General features: G+C 64.8%; 24 protein-coding genes. 6 read left to right on the top strand and 18 right to left on the bottom strand.

Annotation, left to right across the window (positions count from 1 at the left end):
- The gene (locus BUQ68_RS11410) at positions 1-948 is read right to left on the bottom strand and encodes a LysR family transcriptional regulator (protein ID WP_139315218.1); all 948 of its coding nucleotides are present in this window, start codon (positions 946-948) and stop codon (positions 1-3) included.
- Positions 949-1,026: 78 nt separating this feature from the next.
- Between BUQ68_RS11410 and BUQ68_RS11415 the strand changes: the two genes are divergently transcribed.
- The 4 genes from BUQ68_RS11415 to BUQ68_RS23300 all read left to right on the top strand — a co-directional run bounded on the left by BUQ68_RS11415 (position 1,027) and on the right by BUQ68_RS23300 (position 4,306).
- The gene (locus BUQ68_RS11415) at positions 1,027-1,485 is read left to right on the top strand and encodes a cupin domain-containing protein (RefSeq protein ID WP_075216060.1); all 459 of its coding nucleotides are present in this window, start codon (positions 1,027-1,029) and stop codon (positions 1,483-1,485) included.
- 660 nt (positions 1,486-2,145) lie between these two features.
- Positions 2,146-3,099: a dienelactone hydrolase family protein gene (locus BUQ68_RS11420; RefSeq protein ID WP_075216061.1), complete on the top strand. Its 954-nt coding sequence runs from the start codon at positions 2,146-2,148 to the stop codon at positions 3,097-3,099.
- Positions 3,100-3,345: 246 nt separating this feature from the next.
- Positions 3,346-3,570 carry a hypothetical protein gene (locus BUQ68_RS11425; RefSeq protein ID WP_139315219.1) on the top strand — a complete coding sequence of 75 codons (225 nt, stop codon included), beginning with the start codon at positions 3,346-3,348 and terminating at the stop codon, positions 3,568-3,570.
- Between the two features lie 295 nt (positions 3,571-3,865).
- Positions 3,866-4,306, top strand: coding sequence for a BstA C-terminal domain-containing protein (locus BUQ68_RS23300; protein WP_139315220.1), 441 nt, complete (start codon positions 3,866-3,868; stop codon positions 4,304-4,306).
- A gap of 26 nt (positions 4,307-4,332) precedes the next feature.
- Here the strand turns inward: BUQ68_RS23300 and BUQ68_RS11430 are convergent, their stop codons facing one another.
- From BUQ68_RS11430 to BUQ68_RS11470, 10 genes are all read right to left on the bottom strand, one after another.
- Positions 4,333-4,674 (bottom strand): hypothetical protein, encoded by a 342-nt coding sequence (locus BUQ68_RS11430; RefSeq protein WP_075216063.1) that lies wholly within the window; start codon positions 4,672-4,674, stop codon positions 4,333-4,335.
- Entirely contained in the window at positions 4,655-5,119 is a 465-nt protein-coding gene (locus tag BUQ68_RS11435) for an acetate uptake transporter family protein (RefSeq protein WP_139315221.1), read from the bottom strand. The genes BUQ68_RS11430 and BUQ68_RS11435 overlap by 20 nt, the downstream gene beginning before the upstream one ends.
- Before the next feature lie 664 nt (positions 5,120-5,783).
- Positions 5,784-6,146, bottom strand: a complete 363-nt coding sequence (locus BUQ68_RS11440; RefSeq protein ID WP_075216065.1) for a hypothetical protein — start codon at positions 6,144-6,146, stop codon at positions 5,784-5,786.
- Complete coding sequence (locus BUQ68_RS11445; RefSeq protein ID WP_075216066.1) at positions 6,143-6,469, bottom strand: hypothetical protein; 327 nt, start codon at positions 6,467-6,469, stop codon at positions 6,143-6,145. Before BUQ68_RS11445 ends, BUQ68_RS11440 begins: the two co-directional genes overlap by 4 nt.
- Positions 6,470-6,478: 9 nt before the next feature.
- A complete protein-coding gene (locus BUQ68_RS11450) occupies positions 6,479-6,907 on the bottom strand; it encodes a hypothetical protein (RefSeq protein WP_075216067.1) in 429 nt (142 codons plus the stop codon).
- A complete protein-coding gene (locus tag BUQ68_RS11455) occupies positions 6,907-7,794 on the bottom strand; it encodes a glycoside hydrolase family 19 protein (RefSeq protein WP_075216068.1) in 888 nt (295 codons plus the stop codon). Before BUQ68_RS11455 ends, BUQ68_RS11450 begins: the two co-directional genes overlap by 1 nt.
- Before the next feature lie 144 nt (positions 7,795-7,938).
- On the bottom strand, positions 7,939-9,096 hold the full coding sequence (locus BUQ68_RS11460) for an SGNH/GDSL hydrolase family protein (RefSeq protein ID WP_139315222.1): 1,158 nt from the start codon (positions 9,094-9,096) through the stop codon (positions 7,939-7,941).
- Between the two features lie 3 nt (positions 9,097-9,099).
- Entirely contained in the window at positions 9,100-9,651 is a 552-nt protein-coding gene (locus tag BUQ68_RS11465) for a hypothetical protein (protein WP_075216070.1), read from the bottom strand.
- Position 9,652: 1 nt separating this feature from the next.
- On the bottom strand, positions 9,653-9,829 hold the full coding sequence (locus BUQ68_RS23740; RefSeq protein WP_175577797.1) for a hypothetical protein: 177 nt from the start codon (positions 9,827-9,829) through the stop codon (positions 9,653-9,655).
- Positions 9,822-10,172 carry a hypothetical protein gene (locus BUQ68_RS11470; RefSeq protein ID WP_075216071.1) on the bottom strand — a complete coding sequence of 117 codons (351 nt, stop codon included), beginning with the start codon at positions 10,170-10,172 and terminating at the stop codon, positions 9,822-9,824. The genes BUQ68_RS23740 and BUQ68_RS11470 overlap by 8 nt, the downstream gene beginning before the upstream one ends.
- A 434-nt stretch (positions 10,173-10,606) precedes the next feature.
- Here BUQ68_RS11470 and BUQ68_RS24430 point away from each other — a divergent pair, with 434 nt between their 5' ends.
- Entirely contained in the window at positions 10,607-10,741 is a 135-nt protein-coding gene (locus BUQ68_RS24430) for a hypothetical protein (RefSeq protein ID WP_280949698.1), read from the top strand.
- 91 nt (positions 10,742-10,832) lie between these two features.
- Here the strand turns inward: BUQ68_RS24430 and BUQ68_RS11475 are convergent, their stop codons facing one another.
- The 7 genes from BUQ68_RS11475 to BUQ68_RS11505 are packed head-to-tail and all read right to left on the bottom strand — an operon-like array spanning position 10,833 to position 18,582.
- Positions 10,833-11,384 (bottom strand): hypothetical protein, encoded by a 552-nt coding sequence (locus BUQ68_RS11475; protein ID WP_075216072.1) that lies wholly within the window; start codon positions 11,382-11,384, stop codon positions 10,833-10,835.
- Entirely contained in the window at positions 11,384-12,688 is a 1,305-nt protein-coding gene (locus tag BUQ68_RS11480) for a hypothetical protein (protein WP_139315223.1), read from the bottom strand. Before BUQ68_RS11480 ends, BUQ68_RS11475 begins: the two co-directional genes overlap by 1 nt.
- A 26-nt stretch (positions 12,689-12,714) precedes the next feature.
- Positions 12,715-14,808: a phage tail protein gene (locus tag BUQ68_RS11485; protein WP_075216074.1), complete on the bottom strand. Its 2,094-nt coding sequence runs from the start codon at positions 14,806-14,808 to the stop codon at positions 12,715-12,717.
- Positions 14,809-15,186 (bottom strand): DUF6950 family protein, encoded by a 378-nt coding sequence (locus tag BUQ68_RS11490; protein WP_075216075.1) that lies wholly within the window; start codon positions 15,184-15,186, stop codon positions 14,809-14,811.
- On the bottom strand, positions 15,183-15,788 hold the full coding sequence (locus BUQ68_RS11495; RefSeq protein WP_083656504.1) for a hypothetical protein: 606 nt from the start codon (positions 15,786-15,788) through the stop codon (positions 15,183-15,185). The genes BUQ68_RS11490 and BUQ68_RS11495 overlap by 4 nt, the downstream gene beginning before the upstream one ends.
- Positions 15,785-16,501, bottom strand: a complete 717-nt coding sequence (locus tag BUQ68_RS11500) for a hypothetical protein (protein WP_075216076.1) — start codon at positions 16,499-16,501, stop codon at positions 15,785-15,787. The genes BUQ68_RS11495 and BUQ68_RS11500 overlap by 4 nt, the downstream gene beginning before the upstream one ends.
- Complete coding sequence (locus tag BUQ68_RS11505; protein WP_075216077.1) at positions 16,498-18,582, bottom strand: phage tail tape measure protein; 2,085 nt, start codon at positions 18,580-18,582, stop codon at positions 16,498-16,500. The genes BUQ68_RS11500 and BUQ68_RS11505 overlap by 4 nt, the downstream gene beginning before the upstream one ends.
- Before the next feature lie 55 nt (positions 18,583-18,637).
- Between BUQ68_RS11505 and BUQ68_RS11510 the strand changes: the two genes are divergently transcribed.
- The gene (locus BUQ68_RS11510) at positions 18,638-18,886 is read left to right on the top strand and encodes a DUF3862 domain-containing protein (RefSeq protein WP_210215625.1); all 249 of its coding nucleotides are present in this window, start codon (positions 18,638-18,640) and stop codon (positions 18,884-18,886) included.
- Positions 18,887-19,108 lie beyond the last annotated feature (222 nt).

The raw sequence follows: 19,108 nt of genomic DNA on the forward strand, positions 1-19,108 counted from the left end.
CTATCGCAATGCGTTTTGAGGAAGTGCGCTTGCGAGATAACGGGCGAGGTGGTCGACGCAAGCTCGGACCCGCATCGCCATAAGCCGGTTCGAAGGGTAAACTGCATAGATGCCAGCCTCGGGCGCCGTCCAGTCGGCAAGCAGTCGTATCAGCCGGCCTTCGGCGCATTCACGCATCACGGCCCAATCAGGCAGCGCCGCCAAGCCGAACCCCTCAAGCGCGGCCTGGCGTAGCGAAGCGGTGGAGTGGGTCAAGAGCATGGGGGTGACCGGTACAGTGACTAGGCCCTCGGGGCCGCGGAAGCGCCATTCACGCGCCCAGAACACTGGGGCAAAACCAATCAACCGGTGCCGGACAACTTCGAAGGGGTGGCTCGGCGAGCCAGCCGTCGCGAGGTAGCCGGGAGACGCCACGATGATGACGCGCGAGGTCCCCAGACGGCGGACGATCAACTGGGGGTCAGGGTCGACCACAATACGGATCGCAAGGTCGAAGGCGGAGTCGACGAGGTCGGTTTGCTTCACATCCTCATGAAGCTCGATTGTCAGCCGTGGATGCGCAGCAAGAAATGTCGCGAGCGAGGGTACTAGAAATCGGTCGGCAAAGTCGTCCACCGCACCAATCCGAAGCCGGCCGGCTGGCTCCTCGGCCCGCGCAGCGAGCTCGTCATAGCCAGCCTGCGCTTCGGTCATCGCGCGCCGCACCCGTTCGTAGAAGGCTCGACCTGCCTCGGTCGGCACGACTTGGCGTGTTGTGCGCTCGAACAGCCTAGTCCCGACCCGAACCTCAAGCTCTCGAACTGCTTCGCTCACCCGCGAGCGCGACAGGTTCAGCGCCGCAGCCGCCCGGCTGAAATTGCCAAGCTCGACTACACGCGCGAACACTTCAAGATCGTCGAACAGTGCCATAGCCGATTGTTCGCTGACGCCGGACACCGTGTCCAGCACCGGCCGTCTACTATCAACCAAAGCGTCCGTTATCCAGTGTTGTGCGGCACCAAGCCGCCAGCGAATGGAGGAACTCTCATGCCGGACAACGTATTTCGCGACGCCGCAATCGCGCTACCCGCTACACTGCCGATGTCTGTGGCTTTCGGCCGCCGCCGCTTTCATGCCACTGCCGCCCAGACCGGAGGCCGAGTTTCAGTTTGGGAGGAATTCGTTGCCCCAGGCGAAGGTACGCCTCCCCATATTCACTATCGTGAGGACGAGACTTTCCATGTGCTCGCAGGTCGGGTTCGCATCTGGTGCGGAGAGGAGAGCTTCGAAGCTGGTCCAGGGGCAACCGCTGTGCTGCCCAAGGGGGTGCGGCATTACTTTCGCAACGAGTCGGCAGAGGAGGCGCGGCTGCTTGTTGTCTGCACGCCTGGCGGCTTCGAGGGTATGCTGATCGATGCCGCCGACCGCGTGGCTGGCGACCCCTCAACCGGGCCGGATGTGTTCGGCGAACTCGCCCCGCGCTACGGCCTCGAGTTTGTCGATTAAGACGAGGCCCGGTTAGCATCTGAGCCAATCCATGCTTGGGGCGAGGCAGAGGACACCCATGTAGGATCGGGTTCTCCTCCCATGGGTTGCCACTGCCCGCCATCCTTTGCGCCTATCTACAGCGCGACTGGTATTGCTGCGACTCTCCACCGTCTAAATTTGGTTGGTGCCGGATACATAGTGGATTGGGTGCGAACGACTGGTCATGGTGCCATCCCTTGAGTCGGTGCCCTCGCAATGGGAGAAAGCTGCGGACGGGCTCGTAGCGAAAATCGGCAGCAAGGAAGGCGCGCATATCTTTCACGTATTTTATGATAATCCGCACTGCTAACAATCTCACTCTAGTACCCAAGCAGTAGTTGGCGGTCGTCACTGCTTGAGCGATACTCATTGGTTTGAATGATGCGTCAAAAATCGTCCGTGCTAACCTTCATCACGAAGTGGCTGCTATGGACGAGACCACAGTGCCGCAGCGCGAGATAAAAAAGCTAGGCATAGCCTTAACCGAGGCATCGGGCGCAGTCCTATTCGTCGGCAGCGGGTTCCTACCCCTGGCAGGGCAAGTTCCAGCAGAAAGGGCTTCCCAGGTAGCTTGCCGCTGCAATCATCCCGAAAACATTCAAACAAGCGCAACACATCGTTGCGACGGGAGAATGGATCATGCATCGCATTATGGCCGCCATAGTTTCCGCCGCCTTTCTTGCTTTTCCTTCGAGCGCTGGAGCATTGCAAGAGGAGAAAATCGGCATTCCGTCGGTTACTCTGGATGACAATAGTATTCTACAAGGGCGGGACGGCAAACCCGTTACGCTGCCCGCAACGCTGGTACTTCCCGATGGCGAAGGACTGTTCCCGGCTGTCATTCTCCTTCACGGCTCAGACGGGCCGACCAGCGGATCTACTTGGAACTGGTCGCAGTACCTGACAAGTCTTGGCTTTGCGACACTTCGCATCGACAGTTATACGTCGCGCGGGTTCCAGGAGATCTATACGGACCAGGGGCGGGTCGCCGAGTTTATGAACGTTATTGATACTTACCGCGCTCTAGACGTGCTTGCGCAGGACCGCCGGATTGATAAGAACCGCATTGCAGTTATGGGTTTCTCTCGCGGTGGCATCGGTGCGCTTTACTCTGCGCTTGCCCGCTTTGAGGAGCAGTACGGGTCGAAAACCGCAAAGCTGGCGGCTCACTTACCCTTCTACCCGCCGTGCAACTTTCTACTCGACCGGGATACGGAGACGACGGGCGCACCGATTCGCGCATTCCACGGCGATGCCGACGACTGGAATCCAGCACCTCGGTGTGAGTCATACATTGAGCGGCTCCAGAAGGCGGGGCACGACGCAGCGGTCACTATCTATCCTGGTGCGCGACATTCCTTCGACTCCTCCAGCAGCCCTGCCTACACCGTGGTGGACAATGCCCAGACCTCCAGGAACTGCTTGAGGCAAGAGAATAACAAAACGCTGGTTAATGCGAGCACGGACCAGCCCTTTTCCTGGCGTGATGCATGCGTGGAAATGGGCCCGTCGGTTCATTTCAATGGTCCCGCCACTGATGCCGCCAAAGAAGCCGTCCGCGCCTTCCTTGCCTCTATGTTTCGCGAGAACTGAAGACATTTGGACGGCCGCAAACTGTTGAAAGAACTATCGATCCGGCGTGACAGGCCCGATGGATCCCGACGGCGATCAACGAGCGTTCAGACTTTCGAACCGTCGACGCGGACGGGACAAAGCGGGAATCTTTGAAGACGGAAGCTGACGGTAGGCGCCACTGCAGCCAGCAATGTCCAGAGGCTCCGCCGCCGCTGACACATCCTGTCCGTTGTTCCCGTCCCGTTCTTGCGCCATGTCCACTGGATGACAGAGCGCCCCATCCACGTGGAGACGATCGGCGACATGCTGGACTTCGGCTACCGGCTGAACGCCTGGTGCGAGAGCTGCACCACGAGTCGGCCGGTCGACCTGCGCCGGGCGGCGATGAAGGTCGGCGCCGGCGTGCGGCCGCGAGATCTGAAGCTGAAGTGCGCCGGGTGTGGCGGGCGGCAGGTGTCGATCAGCGTCGTCCCGCCGCGGGGGTATTGATTGGATCAGCTCGTGTGCTGACCATCAGATCGGCGGGTCGTTGTGGACAGTGGGCGTAGCTGACGAGAGCTTTGGATCAGTGGCGATCGGCCGTTGCGCCGCCCGCGAACAACCTTCAGTATTCGCCGCGTGCCCATGTCCGGGCACAAAAACGCCGAGGCTGGGAAGGGCCTCGGCGAGTCTCAACCCCGCGGCGACCCGAAGGCCTTCCACTGGATCTATCAACAAGCGGCAGACTATAGACCGCAGCTAAAGTGTCAAGGCGTTTGGATGCCGCATATAACGGTATCCTTATATGAACCTGATCCTAAATTCGCACTCTAGACCGGAGATTCCCTACCACCTGCGGCGCTACGTAGCTAACAGCCAGAATGTCCCAATAGGTCATTTCTCAATTCTTATAGAATTGACGGTGATGCTTATCGCGCCATTGGAACTGGACGGTTACACTATCCCAGAGCACATCTTACCGGATATTTCTGAAGGGAAGATGTTCTGTAAGTGGTTACGCGAGACGCAGAAAATAGATACTGCCAAACTGCCGACCTATGTCCACATCTACGAGGACGGTCGCAAGGTCGCAGCCAAGGCTTATCCGGAAACCTTATTGCCGGTCTTCCGCCACCACTTCAGATCGGAGTGGCTGCCGAACCGAGCTGAACCTTACTTCCGGGTGAGAGACGCACGCGCCCTTCCATACTTGCTAACTCTTATAGGTCGCTTTACGAAGAACTGAGAAACGGGGCGGCGGAGTTCGCCGCCCTACCCCATAGTACTGATCAGCCGATCGATCTGCCGCCGCAACTCCCCGATCTCATGCGCATGATCCCGATCCCGGTCGCGCCGCTCCTGGTCGGCTGCGAACTGCTCGATCACGTCCGTGAGCCGGTCGATGGCCCGTCCGAGCTCGCGGTTGGATTCCGCCACCATCTGCATGGCCGAGCGATCGGCGAGCGCACCGCCGACGATCTGCACCTCCGGCGGCGCCGGCGGCCGGTCGGGTGAGCGGAAGCGCCTGGCGTACTGCTGGGCGAGAATGGCGGCGGTGAACAGGACGGTGAGGACGTTGACATAGGGGATCAGGCTAGGCGGGATCTCGGGCATTCTCTTTGTGCTTCCTGTCCACGTCTGCCGCGTCGCCGATCGCATGGAGGGCGTTCACGAAATCGAACACTGCGGCAGCGGGATAGACCGCCAGGCCGGTGGAGAGCGTGCCGGCGGTCAGGAAGCCGAACGCGAGCTGGAGGAAGAAGAAGGCCGACAGGAAGGCAAGGACGGCCCGGACGTGAGGCGACGGTCGCATGGCGCCGTTGATGGCAAGGGCGAGGAGGCGAAGGCTTCCGCCGACCAGGCAGAAGATGGCCCAGGTGTCCTCCGAGGCGTGCTGGGCGAGGATCGAGTAGGACGGCTGGGTGAAGGTCTCCTGCGGCTGGATGAGGACGACGCCCCAGAGGAACACGACCGCGGCCATGAACCATTCGTTGGAGCGAACGCGGAACGTCTTGTTCATGTGGACGATCAGCATCTGCGGGCCTTTCGTGCGAGGCACCCCTGCCCTCCGTTGAACGAGTGATGGATTGGATAGGGCGGCGGTCACTGGATCGCCTCCAATTTTGCACGATGAAGATGGTTCGTTTCCGTGCATGACGTGCAGGGGCCCGCGCGGCAACTGGCGTTCCTGTTGAACGGGACTGCCGCGGAGGTATTTGGCCATATTAGCGGCGATCCTGCCGGCCTCGTAGCCGAGGCGGCTGCCTCTCCATTCCAGAATAGCGCCTTTTCCCTCAATGAAATCTGCGCGCCTTCGGCAATCGTGCATGCAGATGCCGCAGGAGATCTTGCAGTTGTTCCGCTAGCATCTCTTGTACGCACCAGCTTTTGGCTTCAGAGGCCGTTCGAAACTTCTCGCCACGCCGCGTTTTCCCGTTCTGGCATTCGAGAACGCAAAGCCAGGTATCGTCCGGGGCTCGCCAGATCATCGCCTCGTAGTCGCCGCATCGAAACTGAAGCTGCCGATCATCTACCTGTATCCACTCAAGGTGATCCATAGCCTTGGCCCCATTCTGAGGAGACCAGGGCCGAACTGAAGGTGCAGGAATGTGTTCCGCGCATATTATAGTCATCCTGCCGGAATTTTTTGCTCGATGTCAGAGCCTCTCGTGCCCGACCACCCGCTCTTCGTTTAACCAGTGGTGCATGTGGTCGGACCGAGCTCACTCGATCACCTTCAGCGTCTTCAGGACGGCACGCCACTGGTCTCGGGAGATGGCCAGGAACGGGGCGCAGACCCATCCACCATGAGCGAGCGCGGCGATGATCCGCCGGCCGTCGTGGATGGCGTGCACGGTGTCGACGGCCGGCGTCGGCCGGACCAGCATGGCCGAGATCACCTTCGCCGCCACGACAGCGCGCCGGCCGGTCAGCCGGTAGCGGATGCCGTCGCGCGCGGCGGCCGTCTCGCTCATCGCGGCTTCAACGGCCGCCTCGGGCGCGCACTCGGCCGCGGGCGCCCTCCCCCCGCACATCACGAGCACGACGAGCACGATCGCCATGACGAGCACCAGGCGCGCGATCATGGCTTCGGCTCCGGGGTTGGCGCGGCGCCGAGGCGCGCGTCTCGGGTGTTCACCCACCGCACTGTCGCGGCATGCCGATCGGCGCAGGTGTTCGCCTTGGTGCCGTTGGTGATGGCGAGCCGCTCCCAGGTGCCGGCCGTCGGCTCCTGCAGCGGCAGGGCGGCCGCGCGCGGGCATGCGACGGCGAGCTCGACCGGGATCGGCTCCAGGTCCGGCGCGTCGGCCTGGCGCACGGTGATCTGGGGCGGCGGTGGCGAACGCGTCGGAACGCAGCCGGCCAAGACGGCGGCGATCGCCACCATCATCATGATCATGATGGGCATGGGAGAGTCCTACTGGCCGATGGAGCGGTTGTAGCGGCGGACGCCCTCGAGGGAGCCGCAGGCGAGCGCTGTGGCCGGATCGGCGTCCTGTTCTGCCTGGATCCGGGTGAGATCGGCCGCGAGGGTTTCGGCTTGCCGGCGCAGATCGGCCGCGGCGGCAGCGCCTTCCTCCCGGGCCCGGCGGGTGATCGCCTCCTGCCGCGCCCGCTCGCGCTCGCGGACCTCGGCATAGTCAGCTGCCATCTTCGCGACGACGGCCTGCCAAGCGCCGATGATCTTCGCCTTCTCAGCCTCGCAGGTCGCCTCGGCCGCGGCCTTGCCCTCGGCCCGCGCCACATCCTCCCGGTGGCTGACGTAGACGACGCCGCCGGCGACGATGGTGACGAGCACGAGCACCAGGCCGCCGATCGTGAGGAGACGGATGTCGAGCCCGAACATCAGATCTTCTCCACCTCGGCCATCTGGCGCCGGTTCCAGTAGATGTAGGCGCCAAGGCCGGCGACGATCAGCAGGAGCACCAGCACCAGGAGCGGGATGCCGAGGAGGTCGGAGAAGGTGCGGGCGTTCTGGGCCAGCTGCACCACCTCGTAGGACTGGGCCGCCGCGCCGGAGACGCCGCCGGCAGAGGCCGCGATGGCCTTCCAGCCGATCGGCGTCCGGCTCGGCGTCTTGCGGCCGATGACCGACACCTCGCCGGCTTCGTCCCAGACCTCGGCCGCCTTTCGGACGGCAGCACGGCGGTCGGCGAGCCCATTCAGCCCGCCGTTGACCTTCTTCGTGATGGCGAGGGTGTCGTCCTTGTCGGCGAGGCGGTTCAGCCCGTTGGCATCCCAAAACCACACGGCCGAGACGAAGGCCCAGGGGAACTCGGCGACGCGGTCCGGGTCAGCGACGAAGTCCGGAGCGTCCGGGAAGCGCTGCCGGGCCCAGGCACTGAAGGCGCGGAAATTCGCCTTGCCGGTGAGCTGTTTCAGTCCCCTCCCCCGGTAGCGCCAGCCGTCGCTGCTCGCCTCCGGGCCGTTGCCCATCCGGCCGCCGTAGACGCGGTTCGCAAGCGCCGCCGGGTTGTTGGCGAAAGGCGCGGCGTCCCGGTCGGACTTGAACCGGCTCGGCCAGACGACCTGCAGGCGCTTTACCGAGTAGCGGAGGTTCTCCTCCGTCACCCGCAGGCCGCCGCTCTCCACGAAGAGCTGGGCCATGAACTGGATGACGCGCTTCGGCGTGGTGATGCCAGCCGCCTCGGCGAAGTGCCAGCCGGCAAGGATGCCGTCGAGCACATGGGGCTTCGCCCCCGGCGCGAAGCGTCGGAGCTGGTCGATATCCATGATGTCACCGATGGTGGGGAGTTTAGGCGGTGCCCAGGCTCCAGGCCCGATGCAGCACGGCAGACCGGGACGAGGCACAGTCACAGCGAAAGGGATGTCTCGCACGCTGATGCGACGGCGATTAAGAATATAAACTCCAATAAATCACATTCCCAGAAACTGGAGAATGCTTTCTGCTCGCGCGTCGTTGCTCTTGGTGGTCATATGGACTTTGTCGGTGTTCATATACCCAAAACTGTTGGCGGTAGCGAAGTCTCCGTAGAACTCCGCGAAATCGATCAGCGGCAAATTGTAATCTGAAGCGACCTTGCGAATAATGTCATCGATTTGCGGGTGGTACGTGGCGATAGTCGGATATGTAACCGTGTCCCCGTCTGGGGTCATCGTCTCAAGTACGATATCCATGTTGGGGCCTAGTACGTCGATTACGGTACGCAGCGCCGTATCGAAAGCTGCCGGCGTGGCGCCGCTGATCGCACGAGCATCGTTGACGCCCATTGCAATATCCAAAAGAGCCGGAGGGTCCGCATTCAGCGCGGTCAAGGTGTCCCACGCGGCAGTTCCGGTCGTTATGTCGGCGATGACGGAACCGGCATAACCGTAGTTTTCCAAGAAGATGTTCTTGACGGTGGAGTCCCACGTGCGCAGGCCGACGAAGGCGACCGTGCCACTCGCCCAAGTCGCAGTAGACGTATGCTCGCCGACGCTTCCCGCCGTCAGAACTTGCTTCTTGAGCGCACCAGCGCCGTTGAGGTTGACGAGAGTATTGGCGCCGTTGTCCAGCTTGACGTTAACCGTGCCGAAGCCCGAGTTCTGGATGAAAATCCACTCGAAAGTGTCAACATCGTCGTCGGGAGCATAGGTGATGGTTCCCGCTGCCGTCGCGTTTAACGTACGGCCGCCGCGTGTTTTGGTGGTAGTCGCCCACGTACCCGTCATCGTGACGCGCGCGTCAGCGGCGACAAGCTGCGCCTGCGTCAGCCCGCCGCTGGCGAAACGGTGTTCGGCCGCAACCTTGTAGCCCTTGGCTTTCAGTTTACGGCCGAGCCGCATGGGTGGACTGTTGCGGAGGGCATTCGCCCCCGCTCCGCCGTCGACGCCCGTCATCGTGCTGGTGCCGAGAAACCCGATCTTCAAGTCGGAGAGACCAGCATGATAGCCGGCCAATCCTGCACGAAATCGGCTCAACAGCTTCGTACGCGTAGACATACGGCCCGGCAGGCCAGCCGCATCATGGCCTGTGACGTAGGTGAGGGAGCGGGCGGGCAGAGCGCGCGGAGAGAACGGAGGCACCTTCGCCATGGCTCAGACCCCCTTCTCGACGCCGGCGGACTGGCTCGTCGCGCTCTTCAGGTAGATGTCGCCGAGGGGCATGCCGCCGGGGAAGTCCTCACCAGCCAGGATCGGGCGGCCGCGCGGTTTCGTCGGCGCCGCCGATCCCGCCGGGACATAGGCGACCTCAATGTCGTAGGCGCTCGCATCAGCGAGGGGCCAGATGGCCAGCGCCTTGTCCGCCGTCGTCGTGGTCGTCACCTTCTGCCAGCTCGGCGTCAGCGCGAACGGCGAGCCCGCCACCTCGGTCAGGGTGACCGGCGGCCGCGCCGTGGCCAGCACACCCGAGAACAGCGTCCGGAGCCGCTTCAGGAGCCCGATCACCGAACCGTCGCCGGTCGCTTCCGGATCGGCAGCAGCGCCCAGCGCCGCGCTCGTCATCGGCACGGGGTTGTCCGGCGACACGTCCTCACCGACGACGCGGAGCTCCGCCTTGTGGACAGGCGTGTGCACCCCGCCGGTCTCCGTCGTGCGCACGCTGGTGGTTGCCCCGCTGGCGGTGCGAACCTGAAGATTGTCGGCCATGTCAGATCAGTCCGATAATGAGGGCTGCGGGAAGGGTGAGGCGCTTGGAAAAGTCGAGCCGGGCGGTATTCGCGGCCTGGGCCTCGACAACCGCCGCCGGCATCAGCACCGGGATTTGCTTCGGTGCGAGGGCGCGCTCTAGGTTGACGCGAACCTCGTAGATCGTGGCGTCAGCCATCGGAGTTCATGCCCTCCTCGACCTTGAGGAAGCCGGCTTTCACCGAGACCTCCATGCCGTTGCCGACATACTCGAGCTCGTAGCGGCCGACCCGGCCGGGCTTCAGCGACCGCGTCTCGGCGGCGGTCAGCACCAGCGAGACGATGCCTGCCTCGGCGTCGAGGGTGAAACCGGAGTCCGGGTCCGCCGTGCTTTTGATCAGCGGCACGGGCGGTGACTGGCGGCCGAGCTGGATCCGGAACTCGGCACCGTCGAGGGGGAACGGCAGGTTCTGGTCGTCACGGCAGAGGAAGTGCGCCAGGAGCGTGTTCCCCCGGCGAACAGGGATGTCGTCATCGGACATGAGGATCCTCGACACGAAAAAGCCGCCCGGAGGCGGCGGCGATGGAAGGAGATTGGCTCCAGAACGGTAGACCTGACAGGACGGGGAGGATCACGAGCCCCCCTCAACGACGCCTACGTTCGACGTCCGGATTAAGGGTTAGTACGTAAATCATTGGGCCATGACACTATTCGGCGAAATGATAGGATCTATTCGGGAGGATGACGCATGCACACGCAGCAACGCTATTATAGAAGTCGCTTCTGGCCAGCTTTTGCGACGACACTTCAAGTCTTGTTTGGACTGACGAAGCTGGGCGCACTGACCTCGTTCATGCTCGCTGGGTTTGCGGTTTTCGCATTGATTTTTAGTTAGCCATCCTCTCGCCATGGTTCGCCGCGATTAACCGTTTGGTAGTTGCAGTACGGACACATGGGCGAGCAGGAGGAAACACGATGACTGCCGCATACGCATCCCGAGTCTCCGATGTCCTGGAGACATCCATTTCGCCCCGGACAGGACTGCTCATCGTCGCCGCCTACATCGGGACGCTGCTCACGTCCGGCGTGTTGATCGAGATCGCCATCTAGAGGCTGGAGCATCATCCGTAGGTGGCGTGGAACGAGCCGCGGAAGGTCTCCGGGCCGACATGGTCGAGGGTGGAGCGGAGCGCGGCGCTGCTCATGTGCCGAGAAGGGTGACGGCGAGCAGCGTGCGTTCATAGCGTAGGTTCAGATTGCCGCCGCTGTTCTGCCAGGCGGCCAGCTTGAGGCCCGTACCCGCAGTCAGGTAGCGCGCAAGCGTGAAGGCCATCGTGTGGTCGTTGGCAAGGCCCGGGCCCTCGACGCGGAAGCGGTCGTCGGCGACGTTGTTGACGAGGATGGTCAGGTAACGGCTGTTCGACGTGCTCTGCGCCCAGAAGCCCTTGAACGTGATCTGGTAGAGGCCCGAGACGGGCAGGAACACCTCGTCTGTGTCGGACGAGAGGCTGTGCATCGTTGACGGGTTGTTGTCGTCCTGCACGGTCCAAGGCACCGGCGTCAGCACGCTCGTCGGCACCGCCAGGTTGGCCGTCCGGCGTAGGAGACAGGTCGGCCGAGAGGTGCCGAAGAGGCCCGTTGCCCCTTCGATCTCCGTGCCCCAGATCGCGGCTTCCCCGAGGATCGGACTGCGCGCCGCGCCGCCGAGCGTGGTCGGGGCGAAGACCTCAGCGGCGGTTTTGGTGAGAGTCATCAGGTCACCGTGTTTCCGGAGCCGTTGTTCTGCACATTCGTGTTGTTGCCTCGGTGCAGGTTGGCGCCGCTGCAGTTGTTGCAGCCGGCTACCAGGCCAATTCCGAGGTGGAAGTTCACGATGATGTTGCGGTCGATCACCGAGAACCCGCAGTCGTCGCCGAAGTCGATGGCCTGCTGCGCGGACTTCGCTACGGTGGTCTGGAACTTGTTGTGCGCGACCTGCCAGTAGAGCGCGTCCTGAAGGCCGGCGTCGTTGCGCACCAGGAGACCCTTGCCGCCGCTCGACGCCACGTAGACGTTGAGACCCGTCACGAACCCCTCGGCCACCCGGTCGGTGTCGATTGCCGCGACGTGCGCGTTGATGTGGCCGCCACGAACGTCGAGCCAGGGCTGCGCCGTCTCCCCGTCGGTGAGCGTCGCATGCCAGTAGATGCCGGTGTCCACATCGACGCCGATCGGCGTGTCGACGACCAGGCCCTCGTAGCGGCCGGAGACCGAGATCAGCCTCGACAGGTTGCGCCCGCGTGGCTTCTCGATCGAGTTGTCGACGTTGTTCTTGTTGCCGATCAGGTCGATCAGCGTGCCGGCGCGGCTTCCCTCCGGGCCGGTGCCCTGGACGCCGCGGATCTGGTGATAGGTCACGTTGTTGAGGCGGAGGCCTGCGCCCCAGTACTGGTCTTCTCCGGCTCCGGAGAACACCAGGTCGTCCACCTGCACGCTCGCCGAGGTGCCGCTGTCGCTGCCGGAAAGCGCGTCGGGATAGTCGATGAAGACGCCGACACCGGTGTTGTCGTCGAGGCTGGTGCGGCACCCGAAGCCGGCCAGTCGGACCGAACTCTTCGCCCCCTGCATCTGCGTCGCGGGCGCCGACTGGACGATGTGGATCCCGAGCTCCGCGCCGCTGAAGAAGAGCACCGAGGACTGGCCGCCGAGGCCGGTGATCGCCACGTCCGCGTCGGCGTCGGGCAGAGTGTATTCCACCTCCTCCATGGCGTAGGACCCGCGCAGGAGCCTGACCTCCTTGCCGGCCGCCAGCGCCGCCAGCATGGCCGTCGCGTTGACCGACCCGGCCGCGCCGGTCGAGCCGCCGTGCATCTCCAGCGAGGTGAACGGGAGGTTGGCGATCTTCAGATAGGTCGCGCCAAGCGTCGCCGTGCTGGACGCCGCCTTGGCCGCGTCGAGTTCGGTCTCAATCTCGCTGCCCCAGGTCGACGCCTCGCCCATCACGGCGCCACGGGGCGCACCGCCGCCCGTCGTTGGCGCAAAGACGGTCGCTGCCGAGCGCGTGAGCGCTAGGGTCATCTGGTCACCTCGGATGTCGGGCTAGATCAGGGGATGGTGATGGTGGTCGTGTTCGTCGGGCTGGAGAGCCCGGTCGGCCCGGAGACCGAGACGCGGAAGTCCACGTTCTGGCCGGGCGTGCCGACGGGCGAATAGGTCCGCACGGTCGGCGCCCAGGGCTGCACGTCGATGCCGCTCTCCAGCGTCGACCACGAGCCGCCGTTCACCCGCCGCTCGATGGTGGCGAGGTTGGCCGAGAGGTCGCCCGTCGTGATCGTCAGCTGGTGGTTGCTGTCGACGATGCCGGAGGCGAGCGTCGGCGCCGATGGCGTCAGTGCCTCGTAGTCGTTGGACAGGTTGGTCATCGCCGACCACTCGGACGGCGGGTCGTCGGTGCTGTCGGCAACACGCGCCCGGAGGTCGCTGTTATAGGTTCGGTCCACGGCGTTGGCGTAGGCCCAGAGGTTCACGCCGGACTTCACTTCGGTCATGGACTGCCACGGGCCCGGCGTCGGGCTGGCGGCCCGGTAGACTGCCTCGCCGACGCTGGCGAGTGACGAGTACCAGACCCGGAGTTGCGCGCCGCCGGTCTTGGGCACGAAGACCGCGTCCAGGAAGTCCGGCGCGCCGGGCGCATCGCCGTCGGCGATCTCAGGCAGCGTGTCCGGCGGGTCCGGCTCGTGCGTGGCCGGTGTCCACGTGGCGAGCGTCGGGCGCTCCACGAACGGGATCGACAGGGTCACGCCGTCGTCGTTGAGCCGCGGGCCGGTGAGATCGGCGAGAACCGTCTCCTCCAGATCCGGGATCGGGATCATGGCGTGCGCGTGGCCCATCGCCAGGAGGCCGGCGAGGTTTGTCGTGACCTCGCCGCGCGGCGCGCGCTGAAGCCCGAACACGCGCCGGGCGATCCGCGCCGCCTGGGCATGCGAGGGGCAGAAGGCCAGCTTGATGTCGACCGGGCGCTCGCCGACTTCGTTGATCTCGTCGCGGTAGGTCGCCCAGCGGATGCCGTCGAGCGGGATGTCGCCGAAGTCCCATCGGCGCTCCGGGCTGTAGTAGTTCACCCGGCAGATGTTCGGCCGCTCCACTGCCTCCGGGCCGGCGGACCAGGTGACGGAGGTCGCGGTCGGCAGGTTCACGGTGACGGTGGCGGCCGGGTCGTCCTCGATGAGGCGGATGGTCCACTTGCCGTCCGTCGTCGGCAGGATCTGCGTTCCGGTGGAGAGGAGCGCCTCGGCGAGGATCTGGCCGCGGGCCGTCTCCAGTTCGAACGCGCCGGAAATGCGGGACCGCTTCTCGGTGCCGCCCGACTTCAGCGCGACGAGCTCGTCGGCCTTGTCCGCCTCAAGCGCGATGTCGTCCATGTCGAACTGGTCGAACGGCAGCCCCCAGCCGCCGTCGGCCTCGTCGGCCGTGAGCAGCCAGAGGATGCCGAGGACGCCGTTGTCGCTCCAGGCGTAGTTGTTGATCCGCGGGTCGAACCAGCCGGGGCCGCGGACGAGGAGTTCGACCTGCGGCTCGCCCTTCGGGTAGATCTTGAAATGCTTCGTGCTCTCCAGGCCGGGCGACCGGCACGTCAGCAGCGATTGCGCAACGCCGAGACCGCGGTGCTCCGATGTCCACTCGCCGGGGAAGGTCGACACCAGTTCCGGCCATGCGGCCTCGGACGACGTGCCGGCCTTGGTCTGGATCGAGAGCCAGTCGGTGCCTGAGATCCGGCCGTAGGGCGGGCTGGAGATCTGCCCATCCGCTTCGACCGTCACCGACCGTCCGTTAATCCATACCTCCTCGATACCTGTCACCGGTCCCTGGCAGTGGCTGACGACGATGTAGAGGATGTTCGACTTCGCGGCCTTGAAGTTGGCGTTGCCGCCGACGCGAGCCCGGCCAAGGATCGCCAGCCGCGGCGCGTCGGCGGCTTCGAAGGTCTGCCGCGCGGCCTCCGGCTTGGGCGGCTTCTGCGCGCCGAACAGGAGCGACCCGCCGAGGAATAGCCCCGCGGTGACCACTTGGCTGATGGTGAGCGCGGTGGCCGAATAGGCGAACGTCGCGCCCAGCACCGTGCCCGTGGCCGTGGCGGCGCCGCCCACGCCGGCGGCCGTGAGCCCGCTGGCGATGAGGATGGAAATTGGATCGGCCACTCACACCCTCCAGGCGGCCAACACGGCCTTGGCGTCGATGAACACGACGCGGTCCTTGCTCTTCACGGCCCACCGGTCCGGGCCGGTGCAGATGCCGGCGACAGCGGTTCGGACCACGACGATCACACCCACGTCGCCGCGCTCCGGCATGTCGGTCGGCTCCAGGCATAGGCCCGCCGCCGCGCCGGCGGCGAGCGCCTCGAGCCCGCCGGCCGCCGCCACGTAGTCGGCGGGGTCGACACCGTCTGGCGGCATCCACGGTGACACGTCGACCATGCGGGCGACCTGCACCCACCGCAGCGCCCAGCCGGCACACTCCGACCAACCCGGACGAAACGGCTCGCCCGAGGTTGCCCGGATCCACTCGGTCAGGGTCATTTCGGCCAGCGGTAGGAGAGCTTGGCGCCGACGTATTCGAAGAACCGATCGGTCGTGCCCGGGTAGCGGCGGCGCTGGTCGGCGGTGGTATAGCGGCCGCCGGGCGCGAAGTTCTTGGCGCTGAACACACCCTCGATGCCGACGGTCACCTCGCGGTTGCCGATGCCGTCGAAGCGGAAGCTGGGCGCCGTCATGCGGCCGTTCGTGAAGAGCGGCAGCGGCGGCGTCACGGCGGTGTCGGTGCCGGGCCGGAACACGGCGAGGTAAAGATCCGCGCGCCGGCCCTCCACCTCACGATGGCGGCTCGTGACGATGCGGCGGGTCTCCCGCAAGAAGGCCGTGTCAACGCCGGTGAGCGTGAGGTCGACCTTTGACGCGACGTTGACCTCAGGCAGCTGCACGGGCCCGATCTTGACCACCCGCGTCTGGCCCGGGTCGGTGACGCCCTGCCATTCCAAGCCGCCCGCCTCCAGGGTGCCGGTGCCGGGATGAAGCCGGAGCTCGCCGCTCGCGAACTGCATGTGAGCCAGCACGGTGAGCACGACGTGCGGCGCCGAGAGCAGCGCCTCGTATTCCTCCGGGATGATGCCGATCGTGGTCACGAGAGGTTCGCCCGCAGCACCGCGTCCGGAATTTCGATCAGGTCGAGCGAGACGCTATCCATGGCGGCGAGGTCGCTAGAGAACTGGCCGCCGGCGCTGGACTTCAGCCGCATGGCGATGACCGGGCGGAGGGTCACGTAGTCGTCGGTGGTGATGGCTTTGCGCAGGCTGGGCCAGATCTCGACCGTCGCGACGGTGCCGGCCATGGTGACCGACTTCGCGGTGTAGAGCCCAAATTGCCCGACGAACCCGAAGGTGGTGCCGGCGTAGATCTCGCCACCCCAGGCAGCCACGTCGAGTTCGACCACGGTGGCACGGACCGCGGCGGCCGTCTCCACTGCGGCGAAGGGCGGCGACACCTGCCAGTTCTGGCCGTTGGACCAGGGCAGCCCGTTGGACCAGGTTACGCCGCCGAGCTCCTCGGCCTTCGTCACACTCGTGCCGAGCTCTTCATAGCTCGGCTGATAGGGGTCCACCCACGGCACGCGCACCGCGTTTGCCCCGGCGTGGAGCGCCGTCACGAGCCCGCGGAAGGCCCGTGCCGCCCGCCCCTGCAGCGGCGGGAACTCCATGGCGAGGCCGACGAGGCCGTAAGGGCTCTCCACGGTCTGCACGTCGCCGGTGATGCTTTCGGTCGACCCGCGGGAGTTCGGGCCGGCCGTGGGCGTGATGGACCGCGCCCACAGGCCGACAGGCCAATCGACCAGCTTCATCGACGAACGCCTCGCGCTTGGGCCGTGCGGTTGATGCCGTTGACCATCGTCGGCAACTCCGCCTGCATCTTGTCGAGCCGAGCCGAAATGCCGGCCACCGCCTGAGCGTCCGCGCCGCGGAAGTCGGCTTGGATGACGACGCCGCCGCCCATGCTTCGTTCTGCGCCCGGCTTGTGGATGGACACTCGCTCGTCCGGCGAGGCCTTGAAAGCCACCAGCTGGCTGTCGATGCCGCCAGCCCCACCAACCTTGAACGACCCGCCGTTGGCGAAGCCGGGAAGGCCGCCGAAGATGCTGTTCAGCAGGCCACCGAGGAAGCCTCCGCCGCCGCCCGCGCCGCCGGCCGCGCCCCCACCGAACAAGCTGCCGAAGTTGATCTGCTGGAGCGCCATCTTGGCAAAGGACTTGATCAGGTCGCCGATCGCCTCCTTGGCAGACTTCGACCCGTCGACCACGCTCATGAAGGCATCGCCGATTGTCGAGCCGATGTCCTCGGCGGTCGACTGCACGGAGGGCAACTCCTCCTTCATGCCAACGTCGAGGCCCTGGACGACGTTTTTGCCCACCTCGGCCATCACACGGGAAGGCGATCGGATGTCGAGCTTATCCTTCACCCACCCGGCCACGCTCCCGGCCATGTCAGAAACATTCTGCTTGAACAGCGCCCATTCGGCCTTGAAGCCTTCCCAGAGGCCCGCGACGATCTGCCGACCGATCTCCATCATCTGACCGGGAAGGGCCTTGAAAATGGCGATGATGTCGTCGCCGAACATCTGGAATGCTTGGGTCGCAAGAGTGATGCCGCCAGCAACGGCAGCGAGCGCAGCAACTACTGCATAGACTGGTGCGCTGATCGCCGCCATCGCAGTCGTGAACAGGCCGATGGCAATGAGAAGCGGACCCAGGGCCGCTGCCGCCGCCGCGATCACCGTGCCCCACTTCAGCATGGCCGGGTTCGCCTTGCTTAGCCAGGAGATGGCGTCGGCAAGTTTGGTCGTCATCTCGGTCATGAAAGCCAGTAGACCGCTGTTCGCGATAGCGAGTTGCAGGGTCTCGAACGCGCCTGAAAGCTTCTCGAGCTCGCCGTTAAAGCCCTTCATGCGCGCCGCGGACTGCTCATCCGCAAGCCCTGCCTGCGTGACGGCCTCGGTCATCTTCTGAATGCCGGCGGCGCCCTGGTCCGCGAGCGCAACCGCGGTGCGCATCGCATCCTGACCAAAGATCTCCGTAAGCGCGGTATTTTTGGCCTCGTCGCTGAGGCCGGAAAGCCCGTCTTGAAGCTCCTGCGCGATGGCTGCCATGGACTTCATGGAGCCATCGACCTCGAAAAACTCCAGGCCAAGTTCCTGCATGGCGGCAGCGGCGCCGTCGCTTTTCGGGACGAGCGTCGTCAGGAAGGTCTTGAACGAGGTGCCCGCATCCGAGCCCGAATTGAACACCGAGGACGTGGCAGCGATCGCCGCATTGAACTCTTCGATGCTGACGCCGAGCGATCCGGCCACGCCGCCAGCCTGGGCAATTGCGTTCTTGTAGTCTTCGAACCCGAACTGCGAGGCGAGCGTGACGCCCGTGATGCCGTCGACCACCTTCCCGAGCTGACCGACCTCAATTTTGAACTGGGCCATGACGTTGGTGGCCACGTCGGCCGAGGTCGCCAGGTCCCCGCCGGTCGCCTCCGAAAGCTTGATGGACGCCTCGGCCGCGCCGCCGAGGATGTCCTCGACCGAGACGCCGTTCTTAACCAGCATCTCCATCATGGCAGCGGCTTCGGCTGCGGATTTGGAGGTCGATGCGCCGAGGTCCAAGGCCATGGCCTGCATGCGGCCCATCTGATCGGCCGTGGCGCCGGAGGCCGCCTGGACGCGGTTCATTGCCGCTTCGAAGTCGCCGGCGACCTTGACCGCCGCGGCCCCGAAACCGACGACCGGGGCGGTGACGGCCACGGAGAGCGTCTTGCCGACGCTCTGCATGGTCTTGCCGACGCTTTTCAGCTTGTCGGCCGCGTCCTTCATGGCATCTTCGAACGCGGCGGTGTCCGCGCCCAGAATGACGCGGAGGGCGCCGATCACTGCACCGGCCATGTTTGCCTTTCAGGGGACTACGATGTTGCGAATATTCGCGGCCTGGATCTGCCTCATGAGCACCGCCGCGAATGCGGCCACGTGCGAAGTCAGCAAGGCTCAGTACGACCAGCTCAAGAACGGCATGACGCTGGCCGAAGCCGTTCGGGTCCTGGGGTGCGAAGGCGAGGAAATGAGCAGCTCCGAAATCGCGGGGATCTCGACCGTCATGTTCATGTGGTGGGGCGCCAGCTTCGGCGGGAACATGAACGCCATGTTCCAGAACGGTAAGATGGTCACCAAGGCGCAGTTCGGCCTCAAGTAGGCGCCTTCCGATTGACCGAAGCCGTCCAGGCCATCGCTATGGCAATCTGTTGGTCCATCGGCATCGACCCGCGGCGCTTCTTCGGGCCGGGCCGGCGGCCCTGAAGGTCCTTCAGCTTCGGGAACTTCTTCACACGCTGAAGGGCTGCCACATGCCACGCGAGCCACGCCCGCTCGTTCTGCTCGCGGGCCAGGCGATCGGCACGAGCTTGTAGGATCGGTG

Origin of the sequence: Mongoliimonas terrestris (genome assembly GCF_001927285.1) — a bacterium.
Classification (GTDB): Bacteria; Pseudomonadota; Alphaproteobacteria; order Rhizobiales; family Pleomorphomonadaceae; genus Chthonobacter; species Chthonobacter terrestris.